Origin of the sequence: Streptomyces flavotricini (assembly GCF_020639365.1) — a bacterium.
GTDB classification, from domain to species: domain Bacteria; phylum Actinomycetota; class Actinomycetes; order Streptomycetales; family Streptomycetaceae; genus Streptomyces; species Streptomyces flavotricini.
Genome location: NZ_JAINUL010000001.1, coordinates 8229286 through 8246756, shown reverse-complemented (window position 1 = coordinate 8246756; position 17471 = coordinate 8229286). Strand labels below are relative to the sequence as shown.

Sequence of the window (17471 nt, the reverse complement as noted above, 5' to 3'; positions counted from 1 at the left end):
GGACCGCGCTGTTCATCCGCACCTACCACGGTGACGTCGCCTGGTTGCGCTACGCGCTGGCCGCCATTCGGACGTGGTGCCGGGGCTTCTCGGAGGTGGTCGTCGTCACCCCGCGGACCGGGGCGGCCGCCGTGCGCCGGTCCGTCGGTGACGGGGTCCGCCTGGAGGTGGGCCCGGACCACCGCGACGACTACCTGGGCCAGCAGGTCAGCAAGCTGTACGCGGACCAGCTCACCGATGCCGACCTCATCTGCCACGTCGACTCCGATATGGTCTTCTTCCGCCCCGTCACCCCCGCCGACCTGCTCGTGGACGGGCGTCCGTGGATCGTCCGCCGCCCCGTCACGGAACTCGGCCGGCACCGGCCCTGGCTCGCACCGACGCAGGACTTCCTCGGTCACCCGGTGTTCTTCGACTTCATGCAGCACCCGCCCTTCACCTATCCGCGCGCGCTGTACGGGGAGCTGCGCGCCCTGTGCGCGGACCGCCACGGGATCCCGCTCGACCGGTACGTGGCGGGCCGCCCGCCGCGCGGATTCTCCGAGTTCAACGCGCTCGGCGCGCACGCCCACGCGGCTCACCGGGCGTCGTTCACCTGGTACGACGCGAGCTCCGGCGCGGCGCCGGAGCTGTGCCGCTGGTACTGGAGCAGGGCGGGCCTCGGCACCCGCCTGCGCGAGGAACTGGACCGGGTGGTCACCGGGCCGGTCGGCGTAACGGAGTGGTGGACCCCGACCACGGCTGGAAGCGTGGCAGCCGCGCCATCTCACGACAGCGGAGAGAGGTACCCGAAGTGGAACAGGCACAGCTGACGCTCGACGAGGTACTCGAATACGTCAAGAACAGGCCGGACACGACGCGCACCTACCAGGTCCCCCAGGGGGTGATCGCCGCCCTCCCTCTGAGCGAACCACCTCACATGCGGCTGCTGGGCGCGTCGGAGGTCCAGGAACTGGCCGACTACCTCGACACCTCGCCGAGCTCGCTCAAGGGCCCCTTCAAGGTGTTCGACGCCACGTGCTCCTCCTGCGGGCGCCGCATCACGTTCCTCGACTTCGCGAAGACCGCGGTGGAACTGGGCATGCACGCGAAGGAGGCCCTGCGCGACGTGCTGACGGGCAAGAACGGCGAATGGATCACCATCCGTGGTCGCGACGGCGGCCGCCCGGTGGCCTGCGCCGGGTGCGGCCACGCCGTCCCGCGCCTGAAGATGAACGGCTCGTACTCCGAGTACTCGTCGAGCTCGTACGCGTACGCCTGACCCCCCGCCAGCGTCAGTCTCCCCGGCCGCCGCCGGGGAGGCGGTGGCCGGGGAGGCGAGTCCGCAATGTCGATGCGTCATTACTCCGTTCGTGGTGCGACGTCATGAACTGACTGATCAGGCCTGCGAATTCATCGGCCGTTGCTGGCTCCGCCCCGCATGGGGCGCCCGGTGCGGGACCACCGGCAGGAAGGAGGAGGGCCGGCCGATCACCGGACGCAACGGCGTGGGCCCGACCACGCGGCGAGGTACGTCAGAGGGCTGCGCGGGTCAGACAACGTCGCGAGGAGAAGCCCTAGTTGTTGCTGGGCAGCTGGCCGATGCAGTAGCCGTTGTCCGTCCAGCCGTCGCGGCCGTACACCGGGTCGCCGAGGATGAGCAGGTACGTGCCGGTCAGGGGCCCGACGATACCGTCGACCTGCATCCCCGGCGCGAGATCCCGCTTCACCTCGCGCTGGAAGACACGGATGGCCTCGTCCGTCTGGGGCCCGAACGCGCTGTCCTCGGAGATCTGTCCGTGCCACGGGGCGTGGTCCTTGAAGAAGCGGTTCACCTGGTGCTGCACGCACCACACCGCGGCGCCGTTGTTGGCTTGGCCGTAACCGACGTAGGGAGCTCCGACCCGGGCTTCTGCGGTGCCCGTCAGCGTGGTCAGGGCGAGAGTCGCGGCACCGGCGAGGACTGCGGTGCGGGTGAGGGAGCGCATCGACATACTGGACCAGCTTTCGGTTCGGTGACGGAGGAACGGTGCGTGGCACACAGGGGTGCTGGCCGGGGGCCGGGCGGAGAGCGCCTCGGGACCGGTCCGGACAGCCAGAACCATAGGCAGGGCCGGCCCCCGTCCCGCCGTCCCAGGCGTCCCGAGGGCGATCCCGCACCGCGGCGGGGGGACACGCAGAACGGGTCGAGACGTGGCAGGGCGCCGTCTTCGGTAGCCCGCTGTCCGGTGCGGCGTGTCCTCGTTCCCGTGCCGTCCCGTGCAACCGGCGGGACGGCGTGGGACGTCAGAGGCCGGAAGGCCTCCTTCACGTCGTCTTCATCCGGTCCGCGGAGGCGATCCGAAGGAAACGCCCCGGCGGGTGGCACGCGTCAGCGCCTCAGGCCGCTTCCTGGCTTGTGCCCTCGCGCTGCTCCAGCAGCGCCGCCGCAATCGCGTCCAGCTTCCGCTGCACGGCCTGCGTGTCACGCTGTTCGGCGTTCTTCAACAGCGCAAGCAGCAGAAGGCTGACCGACGTCATGACGTCCCCGGCGAAGATCAGCCAGGACAGCGGCGGATGCACGAGGTGCAGCACGACCGTGCCCAAGACCAGAAGCACACACAGGAGATAGAACAGCGGCGAACCGGTCACATTCGCCGCCCGGTCCGAGAACGCGGCGAACCGGTCGTGTCCGGCACCGTCCCGCTCGGCAGGATGATCAGTGGTCATCTCCCCATGCTCCACCGACTCAGCCCAGCGCCCCGGGACCGTGGGACGCCAGGCGCACCTTGAAGTGACTGCTTGAAGCCGGCCCGGGCGCCCAGCTCGCCGCGCTCGCGCCGGGCGCCGCGTGAACGCCGTACTCGGCGTCGGTGCGTGCCCGGGTGCCCGCGACGTGCCCGCTCCGCGGTATCAGCCGGGACTCCCCCGACTGGCGGCGGCCGGCAGGACTGCCCAGTGGGTGACGGTGTGAGCCAGGACGCGGGTGCCGTGGGCGCATGCCATAGGAGCGATGATGCCCCGGCCTCGACCGCGCTCTTCCGGCGCGCAGCTGGTGGTCCAGGCGCCCTCGTGATCGGCGGGCCCGCCGTCGCCGACCTCGATGCGCAGCACACCGTCGTTTCCGGGGCGCTGGAGGTGGAGGGCCACGGGAGGCCGGGCGTGTTCGACGGCGTTGGTGACGAGTTCGGAGACTACGAGCAGCGCCTGGTCGATCGTCTCCTCGGCTACGTCCCATCCGTCGAGAACTCGAATTCCTGGCGTGCCGATCTGGGCGCGATCGCGCACGCGTTGCGCGCCACGCTGCTGCGGCATCCTTGGCTGGTGGGCGAACGGGCGGGGAGGCCCGTGCTCGGCCCCAACTCGTTGCGGCGCGCGGGCGAACACCCGATGCCCGCCCGACGCGTCCTCGAAGTCGAGGAGCCCGACCCCGACGTCGAGTTCGCCTTCGGGTGCCTGGCAGTTCCGCGCGCACCCGACAGCGTCGTCCACGGTCACCTCCCGGCGCGGCCGTTGGAACCTGAACGGTGCAGGAAAACGCCCCGGTGCGCGGCGTCGAGGGCGGCGGCGTCCACGGGTGCCGGGCAGGCGGTGTCGGACGAGGCGGAGCCTCTGCCCCTCGCAGGTGGCAGGGCAGGGAAGCCGTGCCCTGGTCGGCGGCGTGCCGCGCGCCGAGCCGGGCGTGGACGGCGGGCGGCTCCGCGACGCGAACGTGTCCACCCACACCGATCCGGTCCGCGACGCAACACCCCACCCCTGCAGCCAGAATTCCCGATCCGAGCCTTCCGCAGCATCCTTCAGCCGAGCAGTGCGGCCGCGCACTCCTCGGCGAGGTCCTCGGCGTGCGCGGGCAGCGGGTGGCCGGCCCGCAGGGGGCGCCGGACCACCCCGAGCGGCAGGTCGATCAAGGCCAAGACGATCCGGTCCCGGCCCTCGGGCCCGGTCAGCCCGATGGCCGCGCCGACCATGCCGAGGCGGGCGAACACCCGCTCGTTGCCTCGATCGGCGCGTTCCCGGTGCTCTTGGGACCATCCGGCCCGGCCGAACTCCTCAGCGCCGTAGAGGAGCAGTGCCGCCTCCCTCGGGTGGGCCCGGCTCCAGGCCACGACGTGTCGGGCGCCGGCGCGGGCGGCCGTGCGGGGGTCGGGGTCGCCGTCGAGGGCGGCGAGGTAGCCCTCCTGGAAGCCCTCGACGGTACGCAGCCACACCTCGGCGAGCAGCGCAGGACGCCCCGGGAAACGGTGGTACACGGATCCGCTGGGGGCGCCGACGGCCTGGCCGACGGCGGACATGGTGACTGCGGCCGGGCCGCCATTGGCCGCGAGGACGACGGCGGCGTCGAGGAGCTCGTCGGCGTCGAAGCGGGGTGGTCTCGGCATGAAACAGAGAGTACTCTCCACTTCAATTAGAGGTAACTCTCCAATTGAAGGAGCGCCATGCCCGTCCACAATGTCCACGAACGTCTGCTGCCGATGAAGGCCACCGAGGTCGGTGCCCTCCTCGACTCCCTCTCCGACGGGCCGGCCGATCAGCTCTGGCCGCACCGGACCTGGTCTCCCATGGAGTTCGACCGCCCGCTGTCCGCAGGCGCGAAGGGCGGGCACGGCCCGGTCCGCTACACGGTCGCCGCGTACGTCCCGGGAACCTGGGTCCGTTTCACCTTCAGCGGCCCTCGCGGCTTCCACGGTTTCCACGAGTACGCCGTGCTGCCGGTCGACGACGAGCGCACGGTGCTGCGGCACACCCTGTCGATGCGGGTCACCGGAATCGCCCGGTTGAGCTGGCCGCTGGCCTTTCGCTGGCTGCACGACGCGCTGCTGGAGGACAGCCTCGACCGCGCCGAACGCCCGCCCCGGCGCGCCCGCTGGTCCCCGTACGTCCGGCTGCTCATGGCCATCGCCCCCAAGGAACACTGATGCGACTGCGGGACGCCCTGGCCGCCCGAGCCGCCCGAGGACGGCCGCGGCGTCGAGTCGCGTGATCGACCCGGGTGAACGCGCCTGGACAACGCGCTAGTCCGCGAAGCGGCCGCACAGCCAGTTGCCCGGCTCGGCCGGATCGTCACTGATCCAGAACTGGCGCCACAGCAAAGCGAACTCCTCGCGGCTGAGGTGCCCGTCCCCGTTGAGGTCGAGCAGCTCGAAGACCCCGTCCAGCGGGACCGGCCGCCCGTTCCAGGTCTCGACGAGCCTCCGGTGCTCGGCCGGGGAGATCACCCCGTCACCGTCCTCGTCCACCGCTTCGAAGACGGTTTCGGCAGTCGCCGTGACGGTGGCGACCATGGCGGGCAGTTCATCCACCAGCCCGAGCAGCTCGCCCATGTCCACTGCCCCGTCGCCGTTGGCGTCCCCCCGTTCCAACAGGGCCGCCCACCACCCCATCAGCAGTGCCTCCAGCCGCGCCCGCAGCTCCGTTTCGGCCGCCACCCTCGGCAGCCGCTCCCAGCGCGCGACGAGCGCACGGAAATCCGCCTCGCGCAGGAAACCGTCCCCGTCCGCGTCGAATGCGGCGAACATCTCCCGGAGCTTCCGCTCCTGGAACTCACTGGCCACAGCAACCTCCCCCACGCCCCGCAACGTTCCCTGACGGCCTGTCATCTTAGGCCGCACCCCCCCCGGCCCCACCGGCACATACGCGCGACCCCTCACCCGTTCGAAAGCGAAGGTCGGCTCGGCGGGCTCGTCCGCGTGGGCGGAGCGGACCGAGTCGAGAACCCACCGGTCGCCGCACTTGCGCCTCCCGCCGCGTTCCGCGCCTTCCTGGACCAGCGCGTCCCCCGCGACGGCATGCTGGACCTGCAACTGGCCGTCGACCTCGGTGGCGACCCCTCCTTCCCCGAGAAGCCGGCCTTCGAAGCCGCCCGCGACCTGGGCGTCGCCGTGACCACCCACGCCGGGGTCTGGGGCACCGCCCGGGACCGGAGCCTGGCCATGCTTCATCAGCACGGATTCATGCGCCCGGGCACCGTCTACGTCCACCGCTCGTCCCTGGGCGACGACTCCTACCTCCGCATCGCGGACACGGGCGGGTACCTGTCGATCTCCGCCGAGAGCGAGCAGCGCGCCGGGCAGGGATACCCTCCCACCCACGCCGCCCGCGCCCACGGCATTCCCGTGTCCCCGTCCATGGACACCAGCGTGTGGTGGAGCGCCGACCTCTTCTCCGCGCTGCGCGCCACCTTGGCCGCCGACCGCTCGCGCGAACACGCCGACGGTCGCGCCCGGGGCGAGACCGTCAGCCACACCAGCTTGCGCGCCCACGACGTCCTGGGCCGGGCGACCCGCGGCGGACGTCCTCACCGTCCTGGTCGACGGCCACGTCGCCACGTACCGCCACCGGCTCCGGGGCATCGACCTGCGGACCACGCAACTCGCTCTGTGCGCCGTCCCGTCCGGCCTGTGGCGCATCGCCATGGCATCCGGTGTCTATGTGGGCTACAGCGGCCACGTGCTGCGCGACGTCTTCGACATCCCAGGCTGGGGCATCGCGTACGTCGTCGGGCTCTCCGTCCTTGCCGAGCTCGCCGCTCTGTTCCCGCTGCTGCTCGTCAGCGACCGGTGGCGGTGGCGGCACCCCAGGGTCCTCGCATCTCTGGCCTGGACCGCCTCGGGCGTCCTGGTCCTGGTGGCAGTGTGGCACCTCGCGGTCGCCTTGACCGTCGAGAGCCAGACGTACATGTCGCGCGATACGGCACACACCGTCTCGGGATTCGTTTTCGCCCCGCTGTTCACCACACCTGCCCTGATGACCGCGGTGACCTGGTCGTACACGAAGCGGCACCGGGCAGGGGGACAGGCATGACCCTGCCGTGTTCTCGACATTGGCTGGCCCCGTCCCGACGTATCCCGGACCAGTGCCGCATCAGCCGACGCTTGCCCCGCATGTACGGTGTGGAGATGGATGCCAGCCGCCAGCCGACCCTTGACGAGATCGAAGAACACTTCGTCGCGCTCGTCGAGGGTCGTCTGAGCCGGGACGAGGCCGACCGCCGGGCCGGGCGGTGGATGGCCGACGATGGGCTCGACTGGGACGACATCTCCTGGTGGGCACTGACCCTCCTCCACGGAATCGACCTTCCGGCAGATGAGAGCGGCGCCTACCTCCACGACGACGAGCAGCTACGTGGATGGCTCGCCGAGCTGAGGAAACGCCGAACGATGTGACATGCCCGCGGCTGCCGTCCCGGGACGGTCAACGGCCGGCCTTGCGCATGGCCGAACCGGTACGGGCGCGGGTGTCGGGGGGTGGCCGCGAGCCCTGACCGCCCGCCGGATCCCGGCGGTGACCGACTCGGCCCCGAAGTCCCAGCCCAGACACCAGGGAAAAGCAACCCGCCGAATGGTCTTGCCGCGCTTGCGGGCGGACCCGTGGCCTTCGAGGGGGCGGTCCCGGATGTACTCGCGTTCCATGCCGGACATCGCAACGAGCACGGTGAAGACGATCCCGGAGGGGGCGCGTGAGCCCCTGAGCTCCCCAGTGAGCCGCGCCCTCGACACCGCGTCCCGCTGACGCCCGCCACCGGGTGCCAACTTGACCGCAGCGGACAGCCCCAGCCCCATGCGCGGATCGCAGAAGCGGACGGTCCAGTCGTCGCCTCAGTGTCCGTCGCGGACCACCGCCAACCCGCCGACCCGGGTCGTGATGCCCGCCGGCCCGCGTCGGGCCGAAGCGAGCACGCTGGCCGGCCGACCGAGGGTGTCGCCCTGCTCCACCTCGATCGCGACCGTCTGCGCCCCTGTCGTGTCGAGCAGGTGGGCGGCCAGGCAGCCGGTGCTGTTGGCGTTGGCGACGTCCTCGTCGACACCGATCGCAGGCGCGAACATCCGCGCCGCACCCGGTCGGTCGCCCACCGGCGGTACGTACACGAAACAGCCGAGGAGCCCGTACCGCTGGCACGCCGCTGTCAGCCTGCCGAGGTGTGGGTGGACTCGGAGCAGCGCCGACCGGTCGTGGACCGGTACCAGCACGCGTGGTGCGCCGGGCGCGGCGATCCGTGGTGCGTCGGTCGGATGCAGATCGTCCGGGGTGAGCCCGAGCGCGGCGACGATCGCGGCGCGCTCGTCCGGTGCCGGGTGACTCAGCGCGACGAGGCCCTGGTCGAACCACACCTCGATGCCGGCAGGGCGGCGGATCGCGACGGTGTCGAACGTGCGCCCGCCGGTGTGTTGGCGGTCGTTCAGCTCACCCAGCGCGGTGCGGGTCAACCGGACGGCCTGCGCGGCAACCGTGCCGTGGCCGCAGCCGGACAGTTCGGCGGTGGCGGTGAAGAACCGGACCGGCCAGCCACCATCCGGCGTCCGCCCCGGGCCGAGGAACGCCGCGTGCGAGGTGCCGGCCGCAGCAGCGACCGCACGCCGGTCCGCGTCCGTCGCCGCCGCGTCGTCGTCGGTGACGGACGTGGGGCTGCCGCCCCGGCCGTCGCGCCGCACGCACGCATCAACCACCGTGACATCCGGCCAGGACACCGGCCCACCTTTGACTGGCCGCAACGGCCGACCGAACGCGTCCCCGGGCGTACCGTCCTGCCTCAACCGGTGCCGTCCTGCACCGGATAGTGGATGACGACCGCACCGCCGGTGGCGTAGTTGGCGACATCGGCGGCCAACCGCTGGCCTTGCGGCGACGCCTGCGCCGCGGCCATGGCGGCGGCGTCAGCGAAGTCGCCTTCGAAGACCGCGAAATACGGCGCTTCTCCCTTGGTCGCCGCCACGTCGAAGCTGTAGCGCCACGCGAGCAGGCCGGGCCAATTCCTGACCAATGGAAGGTGGTTGGCCACGTAGTAGTCTCGGAAGTGGTCAGGGTCGGCGGGCTCGGGATACAGGACCACCAATTTATGCATGACGACCTCCGTCCAGAGACGAGACCGTCACACTCCGGGTGACCTGGGAGCTCCTGCCGGGAACTGCCGCCGGCCTCGCTAGGTGCGGAGCATCGGGATCCGGGTGAGGACGGAGATGGTTTCGAGGAGCGCGTGGGGGTCGGTGGCCGGCCACAGCGGGAGGGCCCGGGTGGCTCGGGTCGCGCCGGAATCCATAGCCGGCCACACCGGGCTCGGTGGCCGCGGCCTTCGCGAGAGCCGTGCGGGCGGACTCGAAATCGGCGGTGTGCGTGAGTGCGACGTCCAGAACTGCGGTCAGTTGAATCGTCATATGCGCAGGTTAGGGCTTGATGTGCGGTCGAGGGAAAGACCGGTACGGGATAGGCTCAGAACGGATCGCTATCAATCGCCAGGGAGGGCACGTGGCGCCGGACACGGTGAGCCTGCGTTACTTCCTCGTGCTGGCACAGGAGTTGAACTTCACCCGCGCGGCCGCACGGATCGGTATCGCACAGCCCGCGCTCAGCGCCCGGATGCGCCGATTGGAGGCGGAACTCGGTACGGCCCTGCTGGTCCGCAACACTCGGAGCGTCGTATTGACCACTGCCGGTGCGGCTTTGGCGGAGTCCGCGCCGCCCGCGCTGGCGGCGCTGGACCGGGCATGGGACACCGCCCGGAGCGCGGCGGCCGGTGAACTGGGCACGCTGCGCATCGGATACAGCCTCAGCGCCGGGGCGGAGACGGCACCGGCCCTGGTGGACAGGCTACTTCGCGGCAACAGCGGACTCGAGGTCGGCGCGGTCCCGATGGCGACACCGGAGATCTCCCCCGCGGTCGCCGACGGCCGCATCGATGCCGGGATCACCCGCGGTGAACAGCCGGGCCGTGGCGTGCGCCGGTTCCTGCTGCGGCGTGAGCGCATCGGGGTCCAGCTGGCGCAGCACCATCCGCTGGCCGCACACCCGGAGATCGAGATCGCCGACGCGGCCGCGTATCCGCTGCGGCTCCCGGACCGAGCGGCCAACCCCGTGATCCACGATCAGCTGTCCGCAGTGTTCCGAGACACCCGGCCACACCCCCGATTCCACACGCCGGCAGTCTCTTTCGACATGTCTCAGCGCGATCTGCGCGACGGGGTCACCCTCGCCCCGGCCGGAGAAGCCGCGGTCACGGCATCACCGGCCGGTCTCACCTGGCGACCGCTGCGGGGCGCGCCCAGCCTGACGATGCACCTGGTCCTCCCACGCGAGCAGTCGCCCCTACACCGCCGCATCCGTGCCGTCGCCAAAACCCTGGCGCACGAGCTGCACTGGCTGGCGGACTGACGCGCAGGAGGTCAAGCGAGACGGACGTCTGCGGTGGCGAGGCCGAAGACCTTGCGCCGGGCGGCCGTGGTGACGGCGAACCCGTGTCGCCGTTCCGCGGCCCCACCACTCGATATCACGGGCGGCGAAGGTGCCGTTGACCAGCCTGGTGACGGCTGCCCGGAAGTTGACGTCCCGATCGATGCGCTCGTAGGCGGCCACCGAGGAGAACTCGTCGGTGAAGCCGGTCATGAAGTCGGCGTACTTCAGCACATCCGGCAGGTCCAGGACATCAGCGGTGCGCCGCGTCGGACCGCTCTGCCGAGGTACCGCCTGCTTCGAATCCACCGACGGTTTCGCATCGAACCGGTCGCCTCCAGCACGTCACAGGACACCTCCCACGGTGACCGTCGACAACGTGGGTGCGGGCAGCACGGGCTGTTCGCATGGTGGCGACGGGCACTCCGGGGCACGCCCGGCGGGCAAACCTGTGGCCGCAGGCGTGCGATCAGGTGTACTCCGCGGCCGGGCCCGTGCGTCTGGCCCGGCGGGAGCCGGCTACGCCCTAGCGTGACTCGGCAACCGATCCCGGCGGACCGCCGCCGGAACCCAGGACCCTGCGGAGACACCTTGACCACGACGCCCGCCCTCACCGACCTCACCGGGGACTACGTCCTCGACCCCGCCCACACCAGGATCGGCTTCGTCGCCCGTCACGCCATGGTCACCAAGGTCCGCGGCGCGTTCCATCAATTCGACGGCACCGCCCACCTCGACGGCGGCGACCCGACCCGATCCACCGCCCAGGTGGTGATCAAGACCGAAAGCATCGACACCGGCGTCGAACAACGCGACCAACACCTGCGCACCAACGACTTCCTGAACGCCCCCGAGTACCCCGACATCACCTTCCGCACCACCTCGGTCGAGCCACACTCCGACACCGAATACCGCGTCACCGGCGACCTCACCATCAAGGGCACCACCCGCCCGGTCACCATCGACTTCGAATACACCGGCAACGCGGTCGACCCCTACGGCAACCTGCGGGTCGGCCTGGAAGGATCGGTGACGATCTCCCGCAAGGAGTACGGCGTAACCTGGAACGCCGCCCTCGAAGGCGGCGGGGTCCTCGTCGGCGACAAAGTCACCCTCGAATTCGACGTCTCCGCAATCAAACAGAACTAGGCCGTGTCTCAGTCGGTGGCGGAGGCCGGACCGTCGAGTTCGTGCAGCCCCGCCGGGTCCTCGTCGGTCAGTACGTCCCCGGTCGCGGTGACGAAGCGCTGGGCGTGGCCGCGGTGGACGCAGCGGAGTTGGTCGCGGGTGCCGCTCCGGTCCCGGTGCACGGCCAGCGCCGGACCGTACTTGCCGCTGTGACCCGGCATCGCGGTGTCCGTACTCCACCCCGCGCCGTCGAAGGCGGACCACCACAGCTGCTGGCGGGCGGGGTCCCGGTGGAGGCACATCAGCTTGCCGTCGAAGACGGCGAGGCTGATGTTGCTCCGGGTACGGTGGCCGTTTGCCGCCGGGTCTGAGCCGGCTCGGCGGCGGCCGGGACATCGGCGTACGGGGTCCTCGATGCAGTGATGGCGTGACGGTGTCCGGGCACGTCGTGGTGGGCATGCGTGCCGCCCTCCGGGAAGGTCGGACGGAACGGGGGGCACGAGCTGTCGCGCGTCGTGCGGCAGCGGGAGGATCCGGTCGCCCACTCGGATCGTCCCGCCGCGGACCACTTCGGCCCGCAGACCGCCGCGGTGCAGCAGGCCCTCATGCCCCACCCGGGCCGGCAGTGGGCCGAACGCTCCGGCAAACACAAGGACCCCGACCGCGAACCCCGCCGCAGGCGGGGGGGCGACCTACAACCGCTACGGCGGAGTACGGCACCTGTTCGCCGCCCTGGACCTGGCCAAGGACAAGCTCTACGGCCACATCAAGCCGGTCAAGAAGCGCACCCTGCTCCTGGAGTTCTGCCGCTACCTGCGAACCCTCAACCGGCACGAGGTGCGTAGCGCGATCGTCTGTGACAACTTCTCCCCGCACCTGACCAGGAAGAGGTGCCGGCGGGTCGGCACCTGGGCCGCGGCGAACAACGTCGAGATCGCTTACACCCCTACAAACAGCTCCTGGCTCAACCGCATAGAAGCCCAGTTCACCGCCCTGCGGTACTTCACCCTCGATGGCACCGACCACGCCAGCCACCAGGAGCAGGGCAGCATGATCCGCCGCTACATCATCTGGCGAAATCGCCATGCCGACGACCGGCGCCTACGCTCCGTCGTTGGCAGGGCCAACGTCGCCTAATGGCACGGCAGTAGCTACATCTTGGACGGGATATCGACAGCCGCCATTACGGCACGTTCCACCCGAGCACGACTGGCAGCTCGTGCTCGTAACCCAGCGTGTTGATTGTCCCCGGACGCGGGTGCCCGAACTGCCGTGCGGCCGACGCGTCGAGCCCGAGCCAGCGCGCGGTGAGTACGCGTGACAGGTGGCCGTGCGCAACGACGGCAACGTCGCCCTTGTCCAGCAGCGGCCGGACCCGGCCGAGGAAGGCGTCGACCCGCACCGTCACGTGCCCGAGGTCCTCGCCGGCGTCGACGCCGTCGCGCCACAGCTCCCAGCCGGGCTTGAGTTCCTGGATCTGCTCGGCGGTCAGCCCCTCGTAGCGGCCGTAGTCCCACTCGATCAGGTCGGTGTCGGGCTCCGCGCCCCTCAGCCCCGCCAGTTCGGCGGTCCGCACGGCGCGAGTCAGCGGGCTGCTGTAGACGGCGGCGAACTCCCGTTCGGCCAGCCGAGGTGTGAGCGCACGCGCCGCGTCCTCCCCCGCCTCGGTCAGCGGCAGGTCGGTGCGGCCGGCATGCTGGCCGGTCCGGCTCCATGCGGTCTCGCCGTGCCTGATCAACACCAATTCGCCCATGGCTGAGGACCATATCTCGCATCGGACACAGGGCGACCGTTGTCTGAGACGGCACTAGCGCTGCGGCCGCATGGGTTCGCCGGGCCGGGAAGGGCATCCGCCGGTGCCTGGCCGCGCGGAAGGCGAACTGCGCCGTCCGAGCGTCACGGCCTCGGCGAAGCCGCCGGGCACTCCGCCACAGCGCGGTTTCCCGATCCCCACAGGAGCGACACCAGGGTCGGCGGTGGGAATCGTGGCGCCGTTACGCATCCGGTCGCCTGGTCGACGCACCATGAGCGACAAGCGCACCAAAAGTCCCGATATGCCCGTAATGCAGGGGGCGCTCGAGGCTGTCTCGCAGCCGTACTTCACGCCCGGCCGAATGCTCCCGGGCCTCGGGCCCGCATCATCGTTTCTCCCCTGTCAGCCCTGTGACCTGCACGAAGAGGGCGTCGGGTCGAAAGGGTGACGTGGTCTGGATTCGCTGGAAGCGCGATCTGAGCCTCGTAATCATGGGTTTCGCTTTCGCCCTGAAAGCGGCGGTCTCACGGGTGGCGCAGCCCGGCCGCACCACGAGAGAGAGGAACCGGATTCATGTCCATGCCTGTTGTGAGCATCTGGGACAACGCCATGCCGGGTGCTCAGCCCGCGTACCCGAGGACTTCCGCGTGGGACGCCACGTGGCCGCTCGAAGGGGGAACCGCCTGGGTGTTCTACAGCACGCCGGGCCAGAGCAGCGTCAGGAAGCCGGTGATCCTCTCCGACGGCTTCTCCGCCGGGAAGAGCGATCCCGACGCCCTGTGGAACGCCCTGGAGAACGGCGAGTACCCCTTCGTCTCCTCGCTGCGGGAGGCCGGCTTCGACCTGGTCCTCCTCGGCTTCGAAGAACGGTCCGCGTCCATCATCGACAACGCCGGCGTGGCGATCCAGTGCATCAAGAAGGCGATCGACGACCGCGAAGGGACCGCCAAGCTGACGGTCGGCGGCTTCAGTATGGGTGGGCTCGTCACGCGTTACGCCCTCGCGAAGATGCAGCACGACGGTGACGACCCCCAGACCTCCACCTATCTCTCCTACGACACCCCTCACCGCGGCGCCTGGCTGCCCATCGCGGTCCAGGCGTTCGCGCACTGGGTGAAGGACAACTGGGGGTCGATCCCGGGGTTCGGTGAACTCCTCGGCAGCTTCTCCGTGCTGGTGAACAGCCCGGCCGCCCGAGAACTGCTGCGCTGGCACATCGGTACCGTCAGCGCCGAGGCCGGCCAGGACCGGGCCCGCATCGACTTCCTCGCCGAACTCGAACGGGTCGGCGGCTGGCCCGAGGGTGTACGTCTGCTCGGTGTCGGAAACGGTGCGGGCACCGGTGCCGGAAACAACATCCCGGCCCGCGTGACGGCGATGCGCACCACCGGGCAGGAGCTGACGGGCACCCGTCTGGACACGCAGAACACGGGAGAACAGGTCGTCGCCGTCCTGAAGAAGGCCGGAGCCGCCGAGATCCAGATCACCACCAGCGGCCTGCCCGACATCGACGGCGCTCCCGGCGGCCTGTTCCCCGAGGCGCACAACCTCCCGGGCCATCCCGGGAACTTCGGAACCGCCGCCTTTCTGGCCGGGCTCCTCGAAGGCATGCCGGCCGAACTCACCTACAACACGAGCACGTTCGTCCCGAGCGTCAGCGCGGTGGCGGCCGGCGACATCGATGACCACGACACGCTCTACAGCAAGATCGACCCCGCCGACAGCGAACTCGACGCCTTCATGTGCGCCAGCGAGAACGAGGGGCACACGCTGATGACCGAGGAACTCGGCGAGTGGATCCTGACCAAGCTCCAGGGCGAATAACCCACTGCCGGGACGATGACCGGCTCCCGGTCCCGGCACCGCCGAGGGACCCGGGATCCGGTCACCGAGCCGGGCACGCTGCCGCTCTGTCAGTTGAGGGCGGCCCAGTTCCGGGTGTGTTGGCGTTGGTGGCCGGGTCGGCGGTGACGGAGGCGCCGGGGGCGACGGGGGCGCTGTCGAGGGAGTAGCCGGTCGCCGGGTTGGTGATCGTCCAGGCGCCGCTGGCGTTCTGGGTGACCTTCCAGTACCGGCCCGGGTTGGAGGAGTTGCCGGCCCGCAGGACGGCCTGGGCACCGGCGGTGGCGAGGGTGGCGGGGGAGCTGCCGGCGGCGGCGAGGACGAGGGCGGGCAGGACGCTTTTCCCGGCGGCTGAGCCGCGTGGCAGCCGAACCCCGATGGCCACAGGGGTTCCTCTCTTAGGGGCCTTTTCCAGAGCCCTGTTCGGTGCGGTCCGCATCCGTGCGGTCCGGGCCGGCCCGCTCCAGAGGACACGGCGGGCGCTCGCCGGTGGAGCGGGTGCGGACACGGCCCGCCTCCGGTCCGGTCTCGGCTTCGGGCCGCGCGTGGCGTGGCGGGCAAGGTGTGTGGTGTGCGGCAGGAATCTTGAGCGAGGAACCCGCCGCGCCTGCAGCTCTCGGAGCGCCGAGACCGGCTGGTTCCCGTGCCGTCAGCCCGTGGGTGTACCGATCTGCTCCTCCTGGAGCGTGGAGCGCAGTTTCGCCAGGATGTGCGCGGCGGCGGGCGCGGAGGCACTGTCGAGCGCGTCTTTCGTGAACTCGGTCAGGGCGTCGGTGAAGGTCTTCTCCGCGGCATCGACGAGTCGTGCGCCTTCCTGGGTCAGGGCCAGCAGCGACGAGCCGCGGTCCGACGGATTCGGCTCCCGGAGCACCCAGTCCTTCTGAACTCGAACTGCGAGGTGACGATCCCGTGCCGCTCGCGCAGGCGGTCGCTGAGCGCGTTGTACAGGCGTGTCTCGCATCGGACCAGGTCGGAGAAGAAGCTCGGGAGTCCACGCATCAGCAAGGAACAGCGGGCCAGGGTCGACGCGATGCTCCCCCGGCCCCCGGCCGATGGACCGCTGCCCGTCGAGGCTCTGAGGGCCGGATCCAGGGCGCTGATGGACACGGTGATCGTGCCCGACGCCGTCCGCACCGCGCAGACGACGCTCGGCGGCCTGCGCGCCCTTCACCTAGAGCCGGGCAGCGGGGCACGGCCCGCGACGATCCTGTACTTCCACGGCGGCGGCTGGGTGTTCGGGTCCCCGGAAACCGCCCTGTGCCTGACGGCCCAGCTCGTGGACCGGACGGGTTTCCAGGCGTACTCGGTCGACTGCCGCCTCGCCCCCGAGCACCCGTTCCCGGCCGCGATCGACGACACGCTCAGCGCCCACCGCGCCCTCCTCGACACCGGCCTGGACCCTTCGACGATCGCCTTCGCAGGGGACTCGGCCTGCGGCTGTCTCACCGTCACCACCGCCTTGGCCGCTCAACCGCGCAGCCCTCTTCCTCAACCAGCACGTCAACACCGGGAACACGGTGCGGACCCCGGCACCATAGGACTGACACCGCAGCGGGCATCCCTCCAGTCGCGCGCCCCCGGCTTCGGGCCGCCGGGCCCCACGTGGCCGTCGCCACCGGACCCGGCGGCGGCCCGTCCGGTGCCCCATCTCCGGACGCAAGCGTCGATTCGCGTCAACTACCCTGCGAATCAAGTGAATTGATGCGTAACGGCCGGGTGGTGGGCCTGGCTCGGGGATAGGGTGCGGCTAGCCCAACCACACTGAGGGAGAAGGAACATGCGCATATCTGCTCTGCCAGCCGCGCTCGTCCTGACGGCCGCGACGATCGCCGGAGCGGCGGCCCCGGCAGTTGCCGAGACCCCGGCCAACGTGGTCACGCTCGACGCCGGTCTCAACCTCCACCACAACACCGCGACCGTGACCTACGAGCGCGTCGACGGTGCGGTGAACTCAGTCAAGATCATCTCGGTGGACCTCGCCAGCGGCGAACCCGACTGCGCCTGGGTGCAATGGAACGACCCGAAGAACACCGGGGACGGCTGGACCAACCTCGACTCCGAGCCGTCCTGTCACGGCATCGGCCTGATCGAGACGCTCAACCTCGTGATCAAGGCTCCGGCGGGCCACCCGCTCAAGGTGCGCCTGGCCTCGTACCACGCCGACAGCAACAGCGTGGCGCACAAGGACGTCGCAAAGCTCTAGTCTTCTGGTGGTGTCGTAGGGCTGCCAGGTGTGGGGCGGGCTGCGGGTGGGCTGGCTGCGTGCGGAGGAACCCGTCGCAGCACGGTTCGCCCGCCACAAGGCGCCGGCCGACCTCGGCACCCCCGTCCTCGACCAGGCCGTCGCCGTGCGGCTGTTGCCACGCCTCGCCGAACTCGAGCAGACACGGGCCCAGTCCGCCGACCGTCGGCTGCGCCACGAGGTCGAGGTGGTGGCGGGACGGACCCACCGATCCCAGTGGCCGCCACGACTCCTCCATCCGTCTTCCCTTCACCTACCCGCCGGACGTCCTGACCGAAGCAGTCCACCGGCTGACCCGGGCCTGGGCCGACTTCCGCCGGCACGGCCCCGTACCCGAACAGGCGTACCCGTTGGTCTGAACCCGTTCGCCGGCGTCGGGAGCCGATC

At 70.6% G+C, this 17471-nt stretch carries 22 protein-coding genes and 1 pseudogene; 12 read left to right on the top strand and 11 right to left on the bottom strand.

Annotation, left to right across the window (positions count from 1 at the left end; translation table 11 throughout):
• Positions 1-44 precede the first annotated feature (44 nt).
• Together K7B10_RS37815 and K7B10_RS37810 are read left to right on the top strand one after the other, a co-directional pair.
• Complete coding sequence (locus K7B10_RS37815) at positions 45-812, top strand: hypothetical protein (protein ID WP_229343864.1); 768 nt, start codon at positions 45-47, stop codon at positions 810-812.
• Positions 794-1261 (top strand): DUF8243 domain-containing protein, encoded by a 468-nt coding sequence (locus tag K7B10_RS37810; RefSeq protein WP_229343862.1) that lies wholly within the window; start codon positions 794-796, stop codon positions 1259-1261. Before K7B10_RS37815 ends, K7B10_RS37810 begins: the two co-directional genes overlap by 19 nt.
• A 295-nt stretch (positions 1262-1556) precedes the next feature.
• Here the strand turns inward: K7B10_RS37810 and K7B10_RS37805 are convergent, their stop codons facing one another.
• From K7B10_RS37805 to K7B10_RS37795, 3 genes are all read right to left on the bottom strand, one after another.
• On the bottom strand, positions 1557-1967 hold the full coding sequence (locus K7B10_RS37805) for a peptidoglycan-binding domain-containing protein (RefSeq protein WP_229343860.1): 411 nt from the start codon (positions 1965-1967) through the stop codon (positions 1557-1559).
• Between the two features lie 391 nt (positions 1968-2358).
• Complete coding sequence (locus tag K7B10_RS37800; RefSeq protein ID WP_229343857.1) at positions 2359-2688, bottom strand: low affinity iron permease family protein; 330 nt, start codon at positions 2686-2688, stop codon at positions 2359-2361.
• A gap of 183 nt (positions 2689-2871) precedes the next feature.
• A complete protein-coding gene (locus K7B10_RS37795) occupies positions 2872-3273 on the bottom strand; it encodes an ATP-binding protein (RefSeq protein ID WP_504967677.1) in 402 nt (133 codons plus the stop codon).
• Between K7B10_RS37795 and K7B10_RS41865 the strand changes: the two genes are divergently transcribed.
• Together K7B10_RS41865 and K7B10_RS37780 are read left to right on the top strand one after the other, a co-directional pair.
• Positions 3250-4020 carry a hypothetical protein gene (locus K7B10_RS41865; protein WP_504967678.1) on the top strand — a complete coding sequence of 257 codons (771 nt, stop codon included), beginning with the start codon at positions 3250-3252 and terminating at the stop codon, positions 4018-4020. The genes K7B10_RS37795 and K7B10_RS41865 overlap by 24 nt on opposite strands.
• Before the next feature lie 374 nt (positions 4021-4394).
• Positions 4395-4874: an SRPBCC family protein gene (locus K7B10_RS37780; protein WP_229343852.1), complete on the top strand. Its 480-nt coding sequence runs from the start codon at positions 4395-4397 to the stop codon at positions 4872-4874.
• A 96-nt stretch (positions 4875-4970) separates the two neighbouring features.
• Here the strand turns inward: K7B10_RS37780 and K7B10_RS37775 are convergent, their stop codons facing one another.
• Entirely contained in the window at positions 4971-5510 is a 540-nt protein-coding gene (locus K7B10_RS37775) for an EF-hand domain-containing protein (protein ID WP_229343850.1), read from the bottom strand.
• A gap of 859 nt (positions 5511-6369) precedes the next feature.
• On the opposite strand from K7B10_RS37775, the gene K7B10_RS37770 reads away from it, so the two are divergent.
• Both K7B10_RS37770 and K7B10_RS37765 read left to right on the top strand, forming a co-directional pair.
• Entirely contained in the window at positions 6370-6759 is a 390-nt protein-coding gene (locus K7B10_RS37770; protein WP_229343847.1) for a hypothetical protein, read from the top strand.
• 95 nt (positions 6760-6854) lie between these two features.
• A complete protein-coding gene (locus K7B10_RS37765; protein ID WP_229343845.1) occupies positions 6855-7121 on the top strand; it encodes a YxzC family protein in 267 nt (88 codons plus the stop codon).
• Between the two features lie 432 nt (positions 7122-7553).
• Here the strand turns inward: K7B10_RS37765 and K7B10_RS37760 are convergent, their stop codons facing one another.
• Both K7B10_RS37760 and K7B10_RS37755 read right to left on the bottom strand, forming a co-directional pair.
• A complete protein-coding gene (locus tag K7B10_RS37760) occupies positions 7554-8423 on the bottom strand; it encodes a PhzF family phenazine biosynthesis protein (RefSeq protein ID WP_229343842.1) in 870 nt (289 codons plus the stop codon).
• 62 nt (positions 8424-8485) lie between these two features.
• A complete protein-coding gene (locus tag K7B10_RS37755; RefSeq protein ID WP_229343839.1) occupies positions 8486-8797 on the bottom strand; it encodes an EthD family reductase in 312 nt (103 codons plus the stop codon).
• Between the two features lie 401 nt (positions 8798-9198).
• Here K7B10_RS37755 and K7B10_RS37750 point away from each other — a divergent pair, with 401 nt between their 5' ends.
• Complete coding sequence (locus K7B10_RS37750) at positions 9199-10101, top strand: LysR family transcriptional regulator (protein WP_229343836.1); 903 nt, start codon at positions 9199-9201, stop codon at positions 10099-10101.
• Here the strand turns inward: K7B10_RS37750 and K7B10_RS37745 are convergent.
• Complete coding sequence (locus tag K7B10_RS37745; RefSeq protein WP_229343834.1) at positions 10036-10428, bottom strand: hypothetical protein; 393 nt, start codon at positions 10426-10428, stop codon at positions 10036-10038. The two genes, K7B10_RS37750 and K7B10_RS37745, sit on opposite strands and share 66 nt — an antisense overlap.
• A gap of 282 nt (positions 10429-10710) precedes the next feature.
• Between K7B10_RS37745 and K7B10_RS37740 the strand changes: the two genes are divergently transcribed.
• A complete protein-coding gene (locus K7B10_RS37740; protein ID WP_229343832.1) occupies positions 10711-11268 on the top strand; it encodes a YceI family protein in 558 nt (185 codons plus the stop codon).
• Between the two features lie 8 nt (positions 11269-11276).
• Here K7B10_RS37740 and K7B10_RS37735 read toward each other — a convergent pair whose 3' ends face one another.
• Positions 11277-11549: a hypothetical protein gene (locus K7B10_RS37735; RefSeq protein WP_229343829.1), complete on the bottom strand. Its 273-nt coding sequence runs from the start codon at positions 11547-11549 to the stop codon at positions 11277-11279.
• Between the two features lie 300 nt (positions 11550-11849).
• Between K7B10_RS37735 and K7B10_RS37730 the strand changes: the two are divergent.
• Positions 11850-12384 (top strand): annotated as a pseudogene (locus K7B10_RS37730) (transposase); the annotation flags it as partial.
• Positions 12385-12430: 46 nt separating this feature from the next.
• Here the strand turns inward: K7B10_RS37730 and K7B10_RS37725 are convergent.
• Positions 12431-13000: a histidine phosphatase family protein gene (locus K7B10_RS37725; protein ID WP_229343826.1), complete on the bottom strand. Its 570-nt coding sequence runs from the start codon at positions 12998-13000 to the stop codon at positions 12431-12433.
• Positions 13001-13573: 573 nt separating this feature from the next.
• Here K7B10_RS37725 and K7B10_RS37720 point away from each other — a divergent pair.
• Positions 13574-14824, top strand: coding sequence for an esterase/lipase family protein (locus tag K7B10_RS37720; protein WP_229343824.1), 1251 nt, complete (start codon positions 13574-13576; stop codon positions 14822-14824).
• A 61-nt stretch (positions 14825-14885) separates the two neighbouring features.
• Here the strand turns inward: K7B10_RS37720 and K7B10_RS41075 are convergent, their stop codons facing one another.
• Entirely contained in the window at positions 14886-15227 is a 342-nt protein-coding gene (locus K7B10_RS41075; protein ID WP_308284671.1) for an RICIN domain-containing protein, read from the bottom strand.
• Between the two features lie 264 nt (positions 15228-15491).
• Complete coding sequence (locus K7B10_RS37705; RefSeq protein ID WP_229343821.1) at positions 15492-15713, bottom strand: winged helix DNA-binding protein; 222 nt, start codon at positions 15711-15713, stop codon at positions 15492-15494.
• A gap of 159 nt (positions 15714-15872) precedes the next feature.
• On the opposite strand from K7B10_RS37705, the gene K7B10_RS37700 reads away from it, so the two are divergent.
• Together K7B10_RS37700 and K7B10_RS37695 are read left to right on the top strand one after the other, a co-directional pair.
• Positions 15873-16544: an alpha/beta hydrolase fold domain-containing protein gene (locus K7B10_RS37700; RefSeq protein ID WP_229343819.1), complete on the top strand. Its 672-nt coding sequence runs from the start codon at positions 15873-15875 to the stop codon at positions 16542-16544.
• Between the two features lie 75 nt (positions 16545-16619).
• On the top strand, positions 16620-17045 hold the full coding sequence (locus K7B10_RS37695; protein ID WP_229343817.1) for a hypothetical protein: 426 nt from the start codon (positions 16620-16622) through the stop codon (positions 17043-17045).
• The last annotated feature ends 426 nt before the right edge of the window (positions 17046-17471 follow it).

Bases quoted from the DNA above. Each gene is read 5' to 3' on its own strand.
- K7B10_RS37805 (WP_229343860.1), bottom strand. From the start codon at position 1,967: ATGCGCTCCCTCACCCGCACCGCAGTCCTCGCCGGTGCCGCGACTCTC.
- K7B10_RS37765 (WP_229343845.1), top strand. From the start codon at position 6,855: ATGGATGCCAGCCGCCAGCCGACCCTTGACGAGATCGAAGAACACTTC.
- K7B10_RS37755 (WP_229343839.1), bottom strand. From the start codon at position 8,797: ATGCATAAATTGGTGGTCCTGTATCCCGAGCCCGCCGACCCTGACCAC.
- K7B10_RS37720 (WP_229343824.1), top strand. From the start codon at position 13,574: ATGTCCATGCCTGTTGTGAGCATCTGGGACAACGCCATGCCGGGTGCT.
- K7B10_RS37735 (WP_229343829.1), bottom strand. From the start codon at position 11,549: ATGTGCCTCCACCGGGACCCCGCCCGCCAGCAGCTGTGGTGGTCCGCC.
- K7B10_RS37800 (WP_229343857.1), bottom strand. From the start codon at position 2,688: ATGACCACTGATCATCCTGCCGAGCGGGACGGTGCCGGACACGACCGG.
- K7B10_RS37780 (WP_229343852.1), top strand. From the start codon at position 4,395: ATGCCCGTCCACAATGTCCACGAACGTCTGCTGCCGATGAAGGCCACC.
- K7B10_RS37725 (WP_229343826.1), bottom strand. From the start codon at position 13,000: ATGGGCGAATTGGTGTTGATCAGGCACGGCGAGACCGCATGGAGCCGG.
- K7B10_RS37795 (WP_504967677.1), bottom strand. From the start codon at position 3,273: ATGCCGCAGCAGCGTGGCGCGCAACGCGTGCGCGATCGCGCCCAGATC.
- K7B10_RS37770 (WP_229343847.1), top strand. From the start codon at position 6,370: ATGGCATCCGGTGTCTATGTGGGCTACAGCGGCCACGTGCTGCGCGAC.
- K7B10_RS37695 (WP_229343817.1), top strand. From the start codon at position 16,620: ATGCGCATATCTGCTCTGCCAGCCGCGCTCGTCCTGACGGCCGCGACG.
- K7B10_RS37700 (WP_229343819.1), top strand. From the start codon at position 15,873: ATGCTCCCCCGGCCCCCGGCCGATGGACCGCTGCCCGTCGAGGCTCTG.